Genomic DNA, 18,101 nt, shown 5'->3' with positions numbered 1-18,101 from the left:
GCGTGGGATGATCGCGGCTCCACCACCGACCCGAGGAGCCTGACGTGCCCGAGCTGTTCATCGACGGTGAGTGGGTGGCCGCCCGCGAGGGGGGCACGCGCGAGATCCGCTGCCCCGCCGACGGCACGCTGGTGCGCACGGTCGACGAGGCCACCGCGGCCGACACCGGCGCGGCCATCGAGGCCGCTCGCCGCGCGTTCGACACCGGTCCGTGGCGCAGCACCCCGGCCCGGGAGCGCGGGGACGTGCTGCTGCGCACGGCGGAGCTGCTGGCGCGCGACAAGGCCGCCTACGCCCGCGCCGAGGCGCTCGACACCGGCAAGCGGCTGGTCGAGGCGGAGTTCGACGTCGACGACGTCGCCTCCTGCTTCCGCTACTTCGGGGGCATCGCCGACACCGAGGCGGGCCGGCTCGTCGACACCGGCAACCCCGACGCGCTGAGCCGGGTGCAGCGCGAGCCCGTCGGGGTGTGCGGGCTCATCACCCCGTGGAACTACCCGCTGCTGCAGACCGCGTGGAAGGTGGCCCCGGCGATCGCCGCGGGGAACACGTTCGTGCTCAAGCCCTCCGAGCTGACACCGTCGACCGCGGTGCTGCTCATGGCCACGCTGACCGAGGCGGGCCTGCCCCCGGGCGTGGCCAACCTCGTGCTCGGGGCGGGCCCGCAGGCCGGGGCCCTGCTCTCCGAGCACCCGGACGTCGACCTGGTGTCCTTCACCGGCGGCCTGGCCACCGGGAAGCGGATCATGGCCACGGCGGCGGAGACCGTGAAGAAGGTGGCGCTCGAGCTGGGCGGCAAGAACCCCGTCGTCGTCTTCGCCGACACCGACCTCGCCCTGGCCGTCGACCACGTCATGATGGCCGTCTTCCTGCACTCCGGGCAGGTCTGCTCCGCGGGGGCGCGCCTCGTGGTCGAGGAGTCGATGCACGACGCGCTGGTCGACGAGGTCGCGCGTCGCGCGCAGCAGATCACGATGGGCGGGCCGTTCGACGACGACGCCGACACCGGACCGCTGGTCTCGCAGGCGCACCTGGACAAGGTCACCGCCTACGTCGAGGCCGGGGTGGCCGACGGTGCCGTGCTGCGCTGCGGCGGGTCGCGGTCCACCGCCCCGGAGCACGCCGACGGGTTCTACTTCCCGCCCACCGTGCTCGACCACGCCGCCGGCACGTCCGCCGTGGTCGACGAGAGCTTCGGCCCGGTGCTCACCGTGGAGACGTTCGCCGACGGGGACGAGGACGCCGCGGTCGCGATCGCGAACGACACCGACTACGGGCTGGCGGGCGGGGTGTTCACGGCCGACGCCGGGCGCGCGCAGCGGGTGGCGAACCGGCTGCGGCACGGCACGATCTGGATCAACGACTACCACCCGTACCTGCCGCAGGCGGAGTGGGGCGGGTTCGGCCGCTCGGGGGTGGGCCGCGAGCTGGGTCCGTCGGGGCTGGCGGAGTACCAGGAGCTCAAGCACGTGTGGCAGAACCTGCGGCCCGCGCCCGCCGGGTGGTTCCCGGACCGTTCCGTCTAGCGCAACACGGTCCCGGTGGGCTTGGATGCCCATGACCACGCACCCAGGGAGACACCGGACATGAGCACCGATGCCGACGCCCGACCCGACGCGGACGGGGTGGACAGCTTCGGCTACACCCAGTCGCTGACGCGGTCGTTGGGCAACTTCCACACCTTCGCCGCGGGGATCAGCTACATCTCGATCCTCACCGGCACGTTCCAGCTCTTCTACTTCGGCATCGGATCGGGCGGGCCCGCCTACTGGTGGAGCTGGCCCATGGTCTTCGTCGGCCAGCTGATGGTGGCCCTGTGCTTCGCCGAGCTGGCGGCGCACTACCCGGTGGCCGGCTCGATCTACAACTGGACCAAGCGGCTGTCCTCGCCGCACACCGCCTGGCTGGCGGGCTGGATGATGCTGGTGGCCACCATCGTCTCCATCTCGGCGACCGCGCTGGCCTACCAGCTCACGCTGCCGCAGATCTCCAGCGTCTTCCAGGTGATCGGGGACGGCACCGGCTCGAGCTTCGCCTCCAACGCCGTCCTGCTGGCCGCGGTGCTCATCGGCTTCACCACCCTGGTCAACGCGTTCGGCGTCAAGCTCATGGCGCGCATCAACACCGCCGGGGTGTTCATCGAGCTCGTCGCCGCGGTGGTCCTGATCGTGCTGCTGGCCGCGCACATCACCCGGGGGCCCTCGGTCGTGCTGGAGACCAACGGCACCGGGGCCAGCCACCCCGCGGGCTACCTCGGGGCGTTCCTCGTCGCCGCGCTCGCCTCGGCCTACGTCATGTACGGCTTCGACACCGCCGCCTCGCTGGGCGAGGAGACCGTCGACCCGCGCCGCAACGCCCCCCGGGCCATCCTGCGGGCGCTCATCGCCTCGTTCGTCATCGGCGGGCTGATCCTGCTCATGGCGCTGATGGCCACGCCGGACCTCACCGACCCGAACCTGGCCACCGACGGGCTGCAGTACGTCGTGCTGCAGACCCTCGGCCAGTCGCTCGGGACGGCGCTGCTCATCACCGTCGTCATCGCCGTCACGGTGTGCGTGCTGGCCGTGCACACCGCGGGCATCCGCATGATGTTCGCCATGGCGCGGGACAACAACCTGCCCGCCGGCTCCAAGCTGGCCAAGGTCAGCCCCCGCTTCGGCACCCCCGTGCTGCCCGCGGTGGTCATCGGGGTGCTGGCCGTGCTGATCCTCGTGGTCAACATCGGCCAGCCGCAGATCTTCACCCTCGTCACCAGCCTCGCCATCATCATCATCTACACCGCGTACCTGCTGGTGACCGGACCGATGCTCATCGCCCGGCTGCGGGGCCGCTGGCCGCTGCCCGGGGCGCGCACCGAGGGCCACTTCGGTCTCGGCCGCTGGGGCCTGGCCGTCAACGTCCTCGCCGTGCTGTGGGGGGCGGGCATGGTGGTCAACCTGAGCTGGCCGCGCCAGGAGGTCTACGACTACTCCGAGCCCCACCACTGGTACCTGCAGTACGGCGCGATCCTGTTCGTCGGCGGCGTCGCCGTGCTGGGGTTCGCCTACTACTGGACCGTCCAGCGCCACAAGACCGGGACGCTCGCCGAGCACCGCCGCGTCGAGACCGAGGAGACCGCATGAGCGCCACACCCGAGTCGTTCGACTACGTCGTCGTCGGCGGCGGCACCGCGGGATCCGTGGTGGCCGCCCGGCTCTCGGAGGACCCGTCGGTGACGGTGTGCCTGCTCGAGGCCGGCCCCACCGACGCCGACAAGCCGGAGGTGCTCGAGCTCGCCCGCTGGATGCAGCTGCTCGAGTCCGGCTACGACTGGGACTACCCCGTGGAGCCGCAGCCGCACGGCAACTCGTTCCTGCGCCACGCGCGGGCCAAGGTCATGGGTGGCTGCTCCTCGCACAACTCGTGCATCGCGTTCTGGGCGCCGGCCGAGGACCTCGACGAGTGGGAGGCGATGGGCGCCACCGGGTGGGGCGCGAAGGACACCTGGCCGCTGTACCGCCGGCTCGAGCGCAACCTCGACGGCGGCGAGCACCACGGCCACGACGGCCCCGTCACGCTGCGCACCATCCCGCCGCGCAACCCGGCCGGGGTGGCGCTGCTCGACGCGTGCGAGCAGGCGGGCATCCCGCGCACCGCGTTCAACACCGGCAGCACCGTCACCCACGGCGCCGGCTTCTTCCAGATCAACGCCTTCGAGGACGGCACCCGCGCCAGCGCATCCGCGGCCTACCTCCACCCCATCGCCCGGACCCGGCCGAACCTCACCGTCCGCACCGACGTGCACGTGAAGCGGCTGGTGCTCGACGGCACCACGTGCACCGGCGTGGCGTACGTCGAGCCGGACGGGCTGCACACCACCACGGTCACCGCCGGCCGCGAGGTCGTCGTCTGCGCCGGGGCCATCGACACCCCGAAGCTGCTGATGCTCAGCGGGATCGGGCCCGCGGAGCACCTGCGCGAGGCGGGCCTCGACGTGGTCGTCGACTCCCCCGGCGTCGGCTCCACCCTGCAGGACCACCCCGAGGGGATCATCGCCTGGGACGCCGCCCAGCCCATGCCGACCGAGTCCACCCAGTGGTGGGAGATCGGCATCTTCACCACCACCGAGGAGGGCCTCGACCGGCCGGACCTGATGTACCACTTCGGGTCCGTCCCGTTCGACATGAACACCCTTCGGCAGGGCTACCCGACGACGGAGAACGGGTTCTGCCTGACCCCCAACGTCACCCGCAGCCGGTCCGAGGGCACGGTGCGGCTGCGCTCCATCGACCACCGCGACAAGCCGAGGGTCGACCCGCGCTACTTCACCGACCCGCACGACATCCGGGTGATGACCGCGGGGATCCGGCTGGCGCGCGAGATCGTCGGCCAGGACGCGATGACGCCGTGGCGGGGTGCCGAGCTCGCGCCGGGGCCCGACGTGCAGTCCGACGACGAGGTCGCCGACTACGTCCGGGCCACCCACAACACCGTGTACCACCCGTCGGCGACCGTCCCCATGGGACGCGACGACGACCCCGCCACCCCGCTCGACGCCCGGCTGCGCGTCAAGGGGGTGCGCAACCTGCGGGTGGCGGACGGCTCGGCGCAACCGTTCCTGGTCTCGGTCAACCCCTGCATCACCACGATGATGATCGGCGAGAAGTGCGCGGACATGGTGCGGGAGGACAACGCCTGACGCGGGTCTCCAGCAGCGTGCCGTCGGGCCGGACCCGGTCGGTTCGGCCCGTGCTCACGCTCCGAACCGGTCCGCCACGTCCTGCAGCCGGGCCCGGTGGCGCGCCCACCCGGCGGCGTCCACGTCGGGCAGGTTGGACGACCCCGCCCGGTGCCCCGCGGCGCCGTCGACGAGCTCGCGCACGACGTCGGCGTGACCGGCGTGGCGGTGCGTCTCCGCCACGAGGTGCACCAGCACGCGGCCGAGGGTGACCCGCCGGGACGCGGGCGCCCACCACGGCACCTCCCCCACCGCGTCGAGCGGCAGCGCGGCCACGGTGGCGTCGGAGTGGGCCCACACCCGGCGGTAGAGCGCCAGCACGTCCGCCCGCGACTCCTCCGTCGTCGCCCAGAGGTCCGCGCCCGGCTCGGCGTCCTCGCGCAGCCACGTCAACGGCTCCGGGAACGGCCGACCGAAGACCGACCCGAGGTACTCCGCCTCGACCCCCGCCAGGTGCTTGACCAGTCCGAGCAGGTTCGTGCCCGTCGGGGTGAGGGGGCGGCGCACGTCGCGCTCGGGGAGCCCGTCGAGCTTCCACACCACGACGTCGCGCGCCTGCTGCAGGTAGCCGGCCAGCTGGCTGCCCAGCTCGGTGCTCACGGCCGCCAGTCCGCCGGCGGGTCCTCGCCCACGCGGCCGTCGACCGTCTCGCGCAGCAGGTCGGCGTGCCCCGTGTGGCGGGCGTACTCCTCCAGCAGGTCGAGCAGCAGTCGGCGCAGGCTGGCCCGGGTCCCGTCCGGCGCGCCGACGTGCACGTCCTGGTCCAGCCCGCCGGCGGCGGCACGGTCGGCGAACGCGCTGCGGGCCCGGGCGGCCGCGGCGTCCCAGGCGGAGTACAGCTCGGCGGGGCTCCGACCCGCCGCGCCGGCGATGACCCCGTCCCACTCCTCCTGCGACGCCGGCTCGTGCCCGGAGCCGTCGAGCCGGGCCGTGGCGTACAGGTCCTCGACGGCGGCCAGGTGGGCGAGCAGTCCGCCCAGCGTCAGGTCCGACGCGCCCACGGTGACGGCGAGACCGGCCGCGTCCAGCCCGTCGGCCTTCCACCGGAACGTGGCGCGCTGCCGCTCCAGCGCCCCCAGCAGGTGCTCGGCCTCCGTGCCGTGGACCGGGGGCTCCCAGGGCGGTGGGGTCCGGGTGTCGCTCACCCGCCCGACCCTAGGACGGCCGCACGGTCCCGCGGAACCCTGCCGGGAGTGCGAGAAGTGGGCACAGCGCGGGCAGGGGCGTGCGGGCGCAGCGGTAAGTGGGCGAAACGCGGCGAGGGCCGTCACCGGGCGGCGAAATGTGGGCGAACCGCGCGGAGGGGCGGCCGGGCCCCGCCGAAAGTGGGCGGGGCGCGGGAAGGGGCGTGCAGGTCAGCCCAGGCAGCCGGGGCCGAGCAGGGCCTTGAGGTCGCCCATCAGCGCCGACGTCGGGGTGACGCGCAGCCGGTCGTCGAGGCGCAGCACGATCGGGTCCTGCGCGCCGCGCACCAGCCGCAGGTGGACGTCGGCGGTGCCGGGGTGGCTGGAGAGCACCTGCTTGAGCTGGTCCACCCGCTCGGGCACGCACTGCCGCGCGGGCAGGCTCACCACGACCGGCTGCGCCACCCCGGCCGCGGCCAGGTCGGGCACCAGGAGGTCGTTGGCGATGAGCGAGATCTTGTCGTCGCGCACCGAGACCCGGGCGCGGACCAGCACGATGGCGTCCTCGACCACGTCCGCCCCGAGCAGCGAGTACGACTGCGGGAAGAACAGCACCTCGATGGAGCCGGCCATGTCCTCGATCTGCGCCGACGCCCACGGCAGGCCGTTCTTGTTCACCCGGCGGTTGACCGAGGCAAGGATGCCGCCCACCGTGACCTGCGCCCCGTCGGCCATCGTCCGCTCGGCGATGCCGTCGAGGATCTTCACCACCGTGGTGTCGGCCTTCGCCGCCAGCAGGTGCTCCACCCCGTCCAGCGGGTGCCCGGAGACGTAGAGCCCCAGCATCTCCCGCTCCAGGGCGAGGCGGTGCTTGGTGTCCCACTCCTCGTCGGGCACCTTCACCCGGAACACGTCGGCGTTGCCGAGCCCGGCGCCGTCGTCGCCCCCGCCGAACAGGTCGAACTGGCCGATCGCCTCGGCCTTCTTCGTCGTCATCACCGAGTCGACCGCGTCGGCGTGCACGAGCAGCAGGCCCTTGCGGGGGTGGCCCATGGAGTCGAACGCCCCCGCCTTGACCAGGGACTCGATGGCCTTCTTGTTGCACGCCACCGCGTCGATCTTGGCCAGGTAGTCGGAGAAGTCGGCGAACTCCCCCTTCGCGGTGCGCGAGGCGATGATGGACGAGACCAGGTTGGTCCCCACGTTGCGCACCCCGCCGAGGCCGAAGCGGATGTCCTCGCCCACCGAGGCGAAGTTGTGCACCGAGGAGTTGACGTCGGGCGGCAGCACGGTGATGCCGAGGCGGCGGCAGTCCGACAGGTACACCGCGGCCTTGTCCTTGTCGTCGCCGACCGAGGTGAGCAGCCCGGCCATGTACTCCGCGGGGTAGTTCGCCTTGAGGTAGGCCGTCCAGAAGCTGACCAGGCCGTACCCGGCGGCGTGGGACTTGTTGAACGCGTACCCGGCGAACGGCAGGATCGTCTCCCACAGCGCCTTCGTCGCGGCCTCGGAGTACCCGTTGGCGGCCATGCCGTCCCGGAAGCCGTCGTACTCCTTCTCCAGGACCTCGAGCTTCTTCTTGCCCATCGCCTTGCGCAGGATGTCGGCGCGACCCATCGAGTACCCGGCCACGACCTGCGCGATGCGCATGATCTGCTCCTGGTACACGATCAGGCCGTAGGTCTCCGCGAGCACCTCGCGCAGCGGCTCCTCGAGCTCCGGGTGGATCGGGGTGACCTTCTGGCGGCCGTTCTTGCGGTCGGCGTAGTCGTTGTGGGCGTTCATGCCCATCGGGCCGGGCCGGTAGAGGGCGAGCACGGCGACGATGTCGTTGAACCCGGTGGGCTGCATGCGCCGCAGCAGGTCCCGCATGGGCCCGCCGTCGAGCTGGAACACCCCGAGGGTGTCGCCGCGGGCCAGCAGCTGGTAAGTCGCCTCGTCGGCCAGCGGCAGGGTGTCGAGGTCGAGGTCGATGCCCCGGTTGACCTTGAGGTTCTCGATCGCGTCGCCGATGACGGTGAGGTTGCGCAGCCCCAGGAAGTCCATCTTCAGCAGGCCGATGGCCTCGCAGGACGGGTAGTCCCAGCCGGTGATGATGGCGCCGTCCTGCGCCCGCTTCCACAGCGGGATGGAGTCGGTCAGCGGCTGCGAGCTCATGATGACCGCGCAGGCGTGCACGCCGGCGTTGCGGACCAGGCCCTCCAGGCCGCGGGCCGTCTCGTAGATGGCGCCGACCTCGCGGTCGGTCTCGATCAGCGCCCGGACCTCCGCGGCCTCCTTGTACCGCTCGTGGCCGGGGTCGGTGATGCCGGCCAGCGAGATGTCCTTGGCCATGACCGGCGGCGGCAGCGCCTTGGAGATGCGGTCGGCGATGGCGAAGCCGGGCTGGCCGAACTGCACCCGGGCGGAGTCCTTGATGGCGGCCTTGGTCTTGATGGTGCCGAAGGTGATGACCTGCGCGACCCGGTCCGAGCCCCACTTCTCGGTGGCGTAGCGGACCATGTCGCCGCGGCGGCGGTCGTCGAAGTCGATGTCGATGTCGGGGTCCGACGGGCGCTCGGGGTTGAGGAAGCGCTCGAAGAGCAGGCCGTGCTCGAGGGGGTCGATGTTGGTGATGCCCAGCGAGTAGGCCACCAGCGACCCGGCGGCCGAGCCGCGGCCCGGGCCCACCCGGATGCCGACCTCCTTGGCGTGGCGCACCAGGTCGCCGACCACGAGGAAGTAGGCCGGGAAGCCCTTGTCGGAGATGACCTTCAGCTCGAACTCGACCCGCTCGGTGTACTCCCGCGGCACGTCGCGCCCGGCGAAGCGGCCGTCGAGGCCGGTGAGGACCTCCTTGCGCAGCCAGCTGTCCTGCGTCTCGCCCTCGGGCACCGGGAAGACGGGCATGAGGTCGCGCTTGGTCCACACGTCGGCGTAGGACTGCACGCGCTCGGCGATGAGCAGGGTGGAGTCGCACGCGCCGGGCACCTCGTCGTCCCACAGCTCGCGCATCTCCTGCGCCGACTTCAGGTAGTAGCCGTCACCGTCGAACTTGAAGCGGGTGGGGTCCGACAGCGTCTTGCCGGTCTGGATGCACAGCAGCGCCTCGTGGTTCTTGGCCGCGTCCTTGGTGACGTAGTGGCAGTCGTTCGTCGCCAGCGGGGGGATGTCGAGGCGGCGGCCGATCTCGAGCAGGCCGTCGCGCACCCGGCGCTCGATGGACAGGCCGTGGTCCATCAGCTCGAGGAAGAAGTTCTCCGGGCCGAAGATCTCCTGCCACTTCGCGGCGGCCTCGAGGGCCTCGCGGTCGTGTCCCAGGCGCAGCCGCGTCTGCACCTCGCCGGACGGGCAGCCGGTGGTGGCGATGACGCCCTCGGCGTGGCGGGCGATGATCTCGGCGTCCATGCGGGGCCACTTGCCCAGCTGGCCCTCGATCGAGGCCAGGCTGGACAGGGTGAACAGGTTGCGCAGACCGGTGGCGTTCTCCGCGACCATCGTCATGTGGGTGTACGCACCCGAGCCGGAGACGTCGTCGGACTTCTGGCTCGCCTCGCCCCACAGCACGCGCTTGAGGTTGAACCGCGACTCCGGCGCGACGTAGGCCTCGATGCCGATGACCGGGGTGATGCCCAGCTCCGTGGCCTTGGTGTAGAAGTCGCTGGCCCCGTACATGTTGCCGTGGTCGGTCATGCCGACGGCGGGCATCCCGAGCCGCGCGGCCTCGGCCAGCATCGGCTCGATCTTGGCGGCCCCGTCGAGCATCGAGAACTCGGTGTGGTTGTGCAGGTGGACGAAGGACCCCGTCCTGGTCGACGACCCCGCGCCGCTGCGTGCGCTCCCCGGGGCCACCTGCACGTCGCTCACCAGCACCACTCCCGACCCCGACCCGACCACCTGGCTGCCCACCTCCCGGTCGCGTGTCGTGGCGCGCACCCCGGCTCCGGTGGAGTGCCCGAGTGTAGGCCCGGGGCACGACGGTCCCGCCCCGACCCGAGCCCCGCGGCGGGCCGTCGCGGGGCTCGGCGCCGTGGGTACCGTGGCCGGCGTGAGCACCCCCCCAGGTCCGCCCCCGCGCGGCGTCGCCGGGGTGGGGCCGGCCGCCGCGGGAGGCCCCCCCGACCCCGCTGACCTGCGGCTGGTCCGGTCCCTGGCCGACCGGGGACGGCTGGCGGCGGACGAGCTCGCGGCCGCGGCCGGGATGGGCCTCACCGAGGCCGTCGTCCGGCTGGCCCGGCTGCAGCAGGCCGGGTTGCGGCTGGTCGTGGGCGTGGAGGGCGACCAGCAGGCGCTGCGCGGCTGGGTCGGGGCGTGGGAGCGCGAGGCAGCTCGCGCACCGGCACCACCACCGGTCCCACGCGCACCGTCGCCACCAGCAGCACCACCCGTCACGGCCCCGCCGGGGTGGGGACCGCCGCAGCCCGCGGCCTGGGCCACCACCGGGGCGGTACCCGCACCCGGGCGGGTCGCCACGCACCGCCGGCCGGGGGTCGGGGACCGGCTCGAGGCCGACGGTCCCGCCGGTCGCCTGGCCCTCACCCTCGTCGAGGTCGTCGAGACCGCCGACGCGCTGTACGCCGCCGCCGGGCACGCCCTGCCCGCCGGGTCGCGGGCCGCCGTGGTCCACACCGAGGTCGCGACGGGGGCCGGGGGCTACCCGGGCGTGCCCGACGCCCTGCTGGTGCTCGTGCTCGCCGACGGCACCGAGGTGGCCAAGAGCGCGGCCACCCTCTCCTCCCGGCCGCCGTTCCAGGGCCCGCCCGCGCCCGGGGTGACCGTGGGCGGGCACACGCTCTACGAGCTCGGGGTCGACGCCGACATCGTGGCCGTGCGGTGGCGGGCCGTGCCCGGCGCACCGCCGCTGGAGTGGCGGGTCTGAGCCGGTCGGCACGGGCAACACGCTCGTGACACGGACGACCACCCGCAGCAACGGGGCGGGCGCACGCTGGTCGGTGGGACCGTCCAGCCACCGCGGCCCGCCGCTGCCGACCCCTGCTGACCCGGAGCACGCCCATGACCCTGCCGGACCGCTTCTGCCCCGCCTGCTTCCGCTCCGTCGCCGTGACCGTCCCCGCCGTGGCCCCGGGCCGCGGCCGCACCGGCCTCGCCGTGGCCGAGCCGTGGGTCTACCGGGAGCACCAGCGGACCCGCTGGGACACCGACGACCCGACCTCCGAGCGCTGCGCCGGCTCGGGCCGCACGGAGCACCAGGCCCGCGAGGCCTGGTAGGGCGGTCGCGCCCCCCGTCCGGCCCCGGGCTCAGCCCGCGTGTCGGGCGCGCAGCTCGCCCTTGACGACCTTGCCGCCCGCGTTGCGGGGCAGCGCGTCGACGACGACCACCGCCGCGGGGTGCTTGTAGCGGGCGAGGGTGCCGGTGAGGAACTCCCGCAGCCCGGCGGCGTCGGGCGCGCCGGCGGGGGTCGCGGCGACCACCGCGACGGGGACCTCGCCGTAGCGCGGGTCCGGCCGGCCGATGACGGCCACCTCCGCCACCCCGGGGTGCGCTGCGACCGCGTTCTCCACCTCGGTGCAGTAGATGTTCTCCCCACCGGAGATGATCATGTCCTTGAGGCGGTCGACGACGTAGACGAACCCCTCGACGTCGCGGCGCACGAGGTCCCCGGAGTGGAACCAGCCGCCCCGGAACGCCTCCGCGGTGGCCTCGGGGTCCTGCCAGTACCCGAGCATGAGGTTCGGGCCGCGGTAGACGATCTCCCCGACCTGGCCGGCGGGCACGTCGCGCATCTGCTCGTCGACCACCCGCACGCTGACCGACGGCACGGGCAGGCCCACCGAGCCGACCTTGCGCAGCGCGTCCGCCCCGTCGAGCGCACAGGTGATGGGCGAGCACTCCGTCTGGCCGAACACCGCGACGTTGAGCGCGTCGGGGAACACCTCGGACATGCGGCGCAGCAGCGTGTCCGACGCGGGTGCGGCGCCCCAGCTGATCACCTGCAGGCGCAGGTCCCGCGAGGCGACGGTGGGGTCGGCGCACACCACCTGCCACTGCGCGGGGACGAGGAACAGCGTGGTGATGCGCTCGCGCTCGAGGGTGTCGAGCAGGTCGGTGGCGTCGAAGCCCCCGGTGGGGTGGATGACGGTGGTGCCGCCCGCGAGCAGCAGCGGGGCGATGCACCCGACGGCCGCGATGTGGAAGACCGGGGCGGCGCAGAGGTTGACGGTGTCCGCGCCGGGCACCCGCCAGGCGGACAGCACGGTGAAGGACTGGCTCAGCAGGTTGAGGTGGGTGAGCACCGCGCCCTTGGGGTGACCGGTGGTCCCGGAGGTGTACATGATCAGCGCGGGACCGTCCTCGGGCACGTCGACCGCCGGCGCGGGCTCCCCCGGCTCGGCCAGCGCCGCCTCGTAGTCCTGCACCTCGTGGTCCTGCACCCCGTGGTCCTGCACCTCGGCGCCCGCCCCGACCGCGCCGCCGTCGGCCACGCAGAGCACGGTGCCGCCCGTCCGGGCCGCGGTGACGAGCGGCAGCAGCGCCGTCTCGGTGACGACCACGCCCGCCCCGGAGTCGTCGAGGACGTGGCGGACCTCGGGTGGGGTGAGCCGGGCGTTGACCGGGACGGAGATCGCCCCCAGCCGGGTGACGGCGAGCAGCACCTCGACGAACTCGCTGCGGTTCGTCGTCACCAGGGCCACCCGGTCGCCCCGGGACACCCCGCGGCGTGCGAGGGCCGAGGCCAGCCGCGCCGCGCGGTCGTGCAGCTGCGCGTAGGTCGTGCTCACCCCGCGGCAGCGCAGGGCGGGGTGGTCGGGCCGCTCGTGGGCGTGGCGCGCGACGTGGGCCACCCAGTGGTTGCGGCGGGCGAGGTCCGGCTCGGGCGCGGGCTCCCGGGTCGGGGTGGGGCGCTCCTGCAGCGTGGTCATGACCGCAGAGTGTGTCCCAGGTCACTGCGCGGCGGAAGGACCCGGCGGGAGGACCCGACCCAAGGCTACGCCGCAAGGCCCCGACGGGAGGGGCCGACGGGTCAGTCGGTGCCCGCCTCCATGGCCGCCTGGTCCAGCGCCGCCTCGCCGTCGCCGACGGCCGCGCCGCGGGAGATCCGGGCCGCGCCGCCGGGCTCGAGCTCGCCGTAGAGGGTGCCGTTCTCCACCAGCACCTGGCCCTGGTCCAGCGGCTGGGAGGCGTAGAGCTCGAGCTTGGACCGGGAGTCGGCGATGTCGAGGTTGCGCATCGTGAGCTGGCCGATGCGGTCGACGGGGCCGAACGCGGCGTTGTCCGTGCGCTCCATGGAGAGCTTGTCCGGGTGGTAGGAGAACGCCGGGCCCTCCGTGGCCAGCACGGTGTAGTCCTCGCCGCGCCGCAGCCGCAGGGTCACCTCGCCGGTGACCAGGGAGGCGATCCAGCGCTGGATCGACTCGCGGATCATCAGGGCCTGCGGGTCCAGCCAGCGGCCCTCGTAGAGCAGCCGACCCAGCCGACGACCCTGCCCGTGGTACTGCTCCACGGTGTCCTCGTTGTGGATCGCGTTGACCAGCCGCTCGTAGGCCACGTGCAGCAGGGCCATGGCCGGCGCCTCGTAGATGCCGCGCGACTTGGCCTCGATGATGCGGTTCTCGATCTGGTCGGACATGCCCAGCCCGTGCCTGCCGCCGATGCGGTTGGCCGCGTCGACCAGGGCGACGGGGTCGTCGTAGCGCTGCCCGTCGATGGCGACCGGTCGCCCCGCCTCGAAGCGCAGGGTGACGTCCTCGGTGGGGATCTCCACGGCCGAGTCCCAGAAGCGCACGCCCATGATCGGCTGGACGGTCTCCAGCGACACGTCGAGGTGCTCCAGGGTCTTCGCCTCGTGGGTGGCGCCCCAGATGTTCGCGTCGGTGGAGTACGCCTTCTCCTGCGAGTCCCGGTAGGGCAGGTCGCGCTCGGTGAGCCACTGGCTCATCTCCGCCCGGCCCCCCAGCTCGGCGACGAAGTCCGCGTCGAGCCACGGCTTGTAGATCTGCAGCTCGGGGTTGGCCAGCAGGCCGTAGCGGTAGAACCGCTCGATGTCGTTGCCCTTGAACGTCGAGCCGTCGCCCCAGATGTCCACGCCGTCCTCGTGCATCGCGCGCACCAGCATCGTGCCGGTGACGGCACGGCCCAGCGGGGTGGTGTTGAAGTAGGTGCGCCCGCCGGAGCGGACGTGGAACGCCCCGCAGGCGATGGCGGCGAGGCCCTCCTCCACCAGCTGGGTGCGGCAGTCGACGGCGCGGGCGATCTCGGCGCCGTAGGCCTTGGCCCGGTCGGGGACCCCGGAGATGTCGGTCTCGTCGTACTGCCCGATGTCGGCGGTGTAGGTGCACGGCACCGCGCCCTTCTCGCGCATCCAGGCGACCGCCACCGAGGTGTCCAGACCCCCGGAGAACGCGATCCCGACACGCTTGCCGGTCGGGAGGGAGGTCAGAACCTTGCTCACGTCGGGGCCGTCCTTCTGAGGTCTCGGGGTGCTGCGGGTGCCCGGTGAGGGTAGGGGCCGCAGCCCCGGTCCGACGAGCCCGGGTGGCTCACGGCGGCACCGGCCCGTCGTCGGGGCCCGGGCCCACCACCCCGGTCTGCTCGGGCAGCAGCGGGCGCACCGCCAGCGAGCCCCACGACGTGCCCGCCGGGGCCGGGTCGACCGACCGGACGCCCGCGGCCCGCGCCAGCTCCCGCCGCCCGCGGCCGTCGCCGCGGACGACGACGCCGACCACGCAGGCGCACCCCGCCCGCAGCCCCGCCGCCTCCGCCGCCGCGGTGGCCCCGGCCCGCCGCGGGGACGTGCTCGCCGCGGCCGCCTGGGTGGCCGCCGCCCGGGACGCCGCGTCGTCGAGCACCACCTGGGGGGCCCGCTGCCCCGCGGTGTCCACCGCGACCACCGCCGTCTGCACCCGGTCCAGCGCCAGGTGCAGCAGCACCCGGGACACCCGCACGTCGCCCAGCAGCGGCGCCGCGGCCGCCGGCGTCAGCCCCGCGGTCAGCGAGACCAGCGCCCACCGGGGGTCGTCGGCGGGCACGGCCGCCAGCGCGGTGCCGGCCGCGGCGAGGACGTCGGCGACCGGCGCCCCCTGGTCGGGGCCCAGGGACACGGTCGGGGTGGCGGGCGGGCGCACCGGGGTCGCCGCGCCCAGCCCGACCACCCCCGCCACGACCACGAGGGCCGCGAGCACGGTGCGCACCACCGCGCGGCTCAGCCGTCGGCGTCGCGCAGCACCGCCAGGGCGTGCGCGAGGTCGGCCGGGTACTCGCTGCTGACCCGGACCGCGTGGCCGTCGGCGGGGTGGGCGAAGCCGAGGGTGCGGGCGTGGAGCCACTGGCGGGCCAGGCCCAGCCGGGCGGCGAGCGTGGGGTCGGCGCCGTAGGTGGTGTCCCCGCAGCAGGGGTGGCGCAGCGCCGACATGTGCACCCGGATCTGGTGGGTGCGACCGGTCTCGAGGTGCACGTCGAGCAGGCTCGCGGCGCCGAACGCCTCGAGGGTGTCGTAGTGGGTGACGCTGGGCTTGCCGTCGGCGGTGACGGCGAACTTCCAGTCGCTGCGCGGGTGCCGGCCGATGGGGGCGTCGACCGTGCCGCTGCTCGGGTCGGGGTGGCCCTGGACCAGGGCGTGGTACCGCTTCTCGACGGTGCGCTCCTTGAAGGCCCGCTTGAGCACCGTGTAGGCGTGCTCGCTGACGGCGACGACCATCACCCCGGAGGTGCCGACGTCGAGCCGGTGCACGATGCCCTGCCGCTCGGCCGGGCCCGCCGCGGCCAGCCGGTACCCGGCGGCGACGAGGCCGCCGTTGACGGTGGGCCCGGTCCACCCGGGGCTGGGGTGCGCGGCCACGCCGACGGGCTTGTCCACGACGACGACGTGCTCGTCGGCCAGCAGCACCTCGAGCCCGTCGACGGGCTCGCCGACGACCACGTCGGGGCCGGGCTCGGGCTGGGGCAGGGTGACCTCGAGCCACGCGCCGCCCACGAGCCGGTCGGACTTGCCGACCTCGGTGCCGTCGAGGCTGACCCCGCCGTCGGCGGCGAGCGCCGCGACGACGGTGCGGCTGAGCCCCAGCAGCCGGGCGAGGCCCGCGTCGACCCGCAGCCCGTCCAGGCCGTCGGGCACGGGCATGGACCGGGTGTCAGCCACCCGCGCCGCCCGCCGCGGCGTCGCGGTCCGCCCGCGAGGACGACCGGGTGCCGTCGGGCTCCCGGCCGAACAGGGCCAGGGCGACGAGGAGCACGCCGCCGCTGACGATGGCGGAGTCGGCGACGTTGAAGATGGGCCACACGCTGCCGTCGGGGGCGAACAGCGACACGTAGTCCACGACGTGGCCCTGCAGCAGGCCGGGGGCGCGGAACACCCGGTCGACGAGGTTGCCCAGCGCGCCGCCCAGCACCAGGCCCAGGCCCCACGCCCAGCCGACGGACCGCAGCCGCCGCGCCATCCGCACGATGACGACCACGACGACGAGGGCGACCACGCTGAGCAGCCACGTCATCCCGGTGGCGAGGCCGAAGGCGGCGCCGGGGTTGCGCACCAGGGTGAGGTACACCGCGCCGCCGAGCAGCCGCACCGGCCGGGCGGGCGCGAGCTGGGCGACCACGACCACCTTGGCCAGGACGTCGGCGGCCAGGATGACCACCGCGACGAGGGCGAGCAGGCCGACGGTGCGCCGTGTCCGGGTGGGGCCGGCCGCCCCGGGGGCAGCCTCCTCGGGGGCAGCCTCCTCGCGGGCGGCTTCCTCGCGGGCGACCTCCTCGGGGACGTCGCGGGTCTCGTCGCTCACGACCCCATCATCCACGCCGCCGCGGTGGCCCCCCGACCACCCGCCGGGTCGTGCGGGCCTAGGAGGTCCCCGTCACCCCGCGCCAGCGGGCCAGGCGACCGCCCGCGTCGACGGCCCGGATCCGCTCCTCCACCTCCCGGCGCACCGGCGAGGTGGTGACGACGAGGAGCTGGTCACCGCGCCGCAGCCGCGTCCCCGGCTCGGGGGTGAACCCGGCGCCGTCGCGCACCACCAGGCTGACCGTGGCGCCGCGGGGCAGCCGCAGCTCGGCGATGTACACCCCGTGCAGCCGTGAGCCCGCGGGCACCCGGACCTGCAGCAGGTCGGCCCCCAGGTCCTCCAGCGGGGCGGCGTCGACGGAGACCTCCTTCGCCTCGCCGGACACGGTGACACCCAGCCAGCGCGCGAGCAGCGGCAGCGAGCTGCCCTGCAGCAGGGTGAGCACCACCACGAGGACGAACACCACGTCCAGCAGCCGCTGCGCCCCGGGCACCCCCTCGACCAGCGGGATGGTGGCCAGCACGATCGGCACCGCCCCGCGCAGGCCGGCCAGCGCGAGGAACCCCTGCTCGCGCCAGGGCACCCGTAGCGGGACCGCCGCGGCCAGCACCGACAGCGGACGGGCGAGCAGCAGCAGCACCGCGGCCACCACCACCGCCTCGAGCAGCACGGCGCCGAGGCGCTCCGGCGAGGCGTAGAGGCCCAGCAGCACGAACAGCCCGATCTGGGCCAGCCAGCCCAGCCCCTCGGCGAAGGAGACCGTGCCCGCCCGGTGCGGCAGGTGGGAGTTGCCGAGCACCAGGGCGCAGACGTAGGTGGCGATGAGGCCGGAGCCGTGCAGCAGCGTGGCGCCGGAGTAGCTGAGCACGCAGACCGCGACCGCGGCCAGCGGGTAGAGCCCGGTGGCCGGCAGCGCCACCCGGCGCAGCACCCACGCCCCGCCGTTGCCGAGCGCCAGGCCCACCCCGAGGCCGACGGCGAGCTCGACGACGACCAGGCCCGGCGTCCACCAGGCGATGGGCCCGGTGCCCGCGAAGATGACCACGGCGATGAACACCGGCGCGTCGTTGAGCCCCGACTCGAGCTCGAGGGCCCCGACGAGGCGCCGGCGCACCGCCAGGCCGCGCAGCACGCTGAACACCGCGGCGGCGTCGGTCGAGGAGAGCACGGCCCCCCACAGCAGAGCGATGCGCCAGTCCAGGCCGAGCAGCAGGTGCAGGGCGACCCCGAGCACGCCGATGCTCACCGCGACCGAGACGGTCGAGAGCGCGACGCCCAGCCCCAGGGAGGGCCGCACCGACGACCACCGGGTGGTCATGCCGCCCTCGGTGAGGATGAGCACCAGCGCGGCGATCCCGAGCTCCTCGGTCAGCCGCGCGTCGGAGAACTCGACGCCGAGCCCGGCCTCGCCGAGCAGCAGCCCGATGGCCAGGAACCCCAGCAGGGCGGGCAGCCCCACCCGGGACGAGGCCCGCGCGCCGAGGACCCCGACGAGCAGCACGACGGCCCCGGCGCCGAGCACCACCTCCAGCGCCACGCCTGCA

Annotated in this window: 14 protein-coding genes; 5 read left to right on the top strand and 9 right to left on the bottom strand. The window is 74.2% G+C overall.

Going from position 1 to position 18,101, the window contains the following annotated elements; translation table 11 throughout:
- Positions 1 to 44 precede the first annotated feature (44 nt).
- The 3 genes from ACYVOF_RS09030 to ACYVOF_RS09020 are packed head-to-tail and all read left to right on the top strand — an operon-like array spanning position 45 to position 4,678.
- Positions 45 to 1,526 (top strand): aldehyde dehydrogenase family protein, encoded by a 1,482-nt coding sequence (locus tag ACYVOF_RS09030; RefSeq protein ID WP_460865750.1) that lies wholly within the window; start codon positions 45 to 47, stop codon positions 1,524 to 1,526.
- A 60-nt stretch (positions 1,527 to 1,586) separates the two neighbouring features.
- Positions 1,587 to 3,122 carry an APC family permease gene (locus ACYVOF_RS09025; RefSeq protein WP_460865749.1) on the top strand — a complete coding sequence of 512 codons (1,536 nt, stop codon included), beginning with the start codon at positions 1,587 to 1,589 and terminating at the stop codon, positions 3,120 to 3,122.
- Positions 3,119 to 4,678: a GMC family oxidoreductase gene (locus ACYVOF_RS09020; RefSeq protein WP_460865747.1), complete on the top strand. Its 1,560-nt coding sequence runs from the start codon at positions 3,119 to 3,121 to the stop codon at positions 4,676 to 4,678. The genes ACYVOF_RS09025 and ACYVOF_RS09020 overlap by 4 nt, the downstream gene beginning before the upstream one ends.
- Positions 4,679 to 4,732: 54 nt before the next feature.
- Here ACYVOF_RS09020 and ACYVOF_RS09015 read toward each other — a convergent pair whose 3' ends face one another.
- The 3 genes from ACYVOF_RS09015 to dnaE form a co-directional block, all read right to left on the bottom strand.
- On the bottom strand, positions 4,733 to 5,317 hold the full coding sequence (locus ACYVOF_RS09015) for a DinB family protein (RefSeq protein WP_460865745.1): 585 nt from the start codon (positions 5,315 to 5,317) through the stop codon (positions 4,733 to 4,735).
- Positions 5,314 to 5,862 (bottom strand): mycothiol transferase, encoded by a 549-nt coding sequence (locus ACYVOF_RS09010; RefSeq protein WP_460865744.1) that lies wholly within the window; start codon positions 5,860 to 5,862, stop codon positions 5,314 to 5,316. Before ACYVOF_RS09010 ends, ACYVOF_RS09015 begins: the two co-directional genes overlap by 4 nt.
- 210 nt (positions 5,863 to 6,072) lie before the next feature.
- A complete protein-coding gene (gene dnaE, locus ACYVOF_RS09005) occupies positions 6,073 to 9,672 on the bottom strand; it encodes a DNA polymerase III subunit alpha (protein ID WP_460865868.1) in 3,600 nt (1,199 codons plus the stop codon).
- A 196-nt stretch (positions 9,673 to 9,868) separates the two neighbouring features.
- On the opposite strand from dnaE, the gene ACYVOF_RS09000 reads away from it, so the two are divergent.
- Both ACYVOF_RS09000 and ACYVOF_RS08995 read left to right on the top strand, forming a co-directional pair.
- A complete protein-coding gene (locus ACYVOF_RS09000) occupies positions 9,869 to 10,699 on the top strand; it encodes a hypothetical protein (protein ID WP_460865742.1) in 831 nt (276 codons plus the stop codon).
- 134 nt (positions 10,700 to 10,833) lie between these two features.
- Positions 10,834 to 11,049 (top strand): hypothetical protein, encoded by a 216-nt coding sequence (locus ACYVOF_RS08995; RefSeq protein WP_460865740.1) that lies wholly within the window; start codon positions 10,834 to 10,836, stop codon positions 11,047 to 11,049.
- A gap of 30 nt (positions 11,050 to 11,079) precedes the next feature.
- Here the strand turns inward: ACYVOF_RS08995 and ACYVOF_RS08990 are convergent, their stop codons facing one another.
- From ACYVOF_RS08990 to ACYVOF_RS08965, 6 genes are all read right to left on the bottom strand, one after another.
- The gene (locus ACYVOF_RS08990; protein WP_460865738.1) at positions 11,080 to 12,702 is read right to left on the bottom strand and encodes a long-chain-fatty-acid--CoA ligase; all 1,623 of its coding nucleotides are present in this window, start codon (positions 12,700 to 12,702) and stop codon (positions 11,080 to 11,082) included.
- Positions 12,703 to 12,803: 101 nt separating this feature from the next.
- Positions 12,804 to 14,231 carry an argininosuccinate synthase gene (gene argG, locus ACYVOF_RS08985; protein ID WP_460865736.1) on the bottom strand — a complete coding sequence of 476 codons (1,428 nt, stop codon included), beginning with the start codon at positions 14,229 to 14,231 and terminating at the stop codon, positions 12,804 to 12,806.
- 88 nt (positions 14,232 to 14,319) lie between these two features.
- Positions 14,320 to 14,970 (bottom strand): hypothetical protein, encoded by a 651-nt coding sequence (locus tag ACYVOF_RS08980; protein ID WP_460865735.1) that lies wholly within the window; start codon positions 14,968 to 14,970, stop codon positions 14,320 to 14,322.
- 11 nt (positions 14,971 to 14,981) lie between these two features.
- Positions 14,982 to 15,917: an RluA family pseudouridine synthase gene (locus ACYVOF_RS08975; RefSeq protein ID WP_460865733.1), complete on the bottom strand. Its 936-nt coding sequence runs from the start codon at positions 15,915 to 15,917 to the stop codon at positions 14,982 to 14,984.
- On the bottom strand, positions 15,910 to 16,557 hold the full coding sequence (gene lspA / locus ACYVOF_RS08970) for a signal peptidase II (RefSeq protein ID WP_460865732.1): 648 nt from the start codon (positions 16,555 to 16,557) through the stop codon (positions 15,910 to 15,912). The genes ACYVOF_RS08975 and lspA overlap by 8 nt, the downstream gene beginning before the upstream one ends.
- Positions 16,558 to 16,615: 58 nt before the next feature.
- A complete protein-coding gene (locus ACYVOF_RS08965) occupies positions 16,616 to 18,094 on the bottom strand; it encodes a potassium/proton antiporter (RefSeq protein ID WP_460865730.1) in 1,479 nt (492 codons plus the stop codon).
- Positions 18,095 to 18,101 lie beyond the last annotated feature (7 nt).

The sequence above is a fragment of the Rhodococcus aerolatus genome (assembly GCF_054783215.1).
Note: the sequence above shows the minus strand (reverse complement) of the source record. Positions and strands in the feature narration are given on the sequence as shown.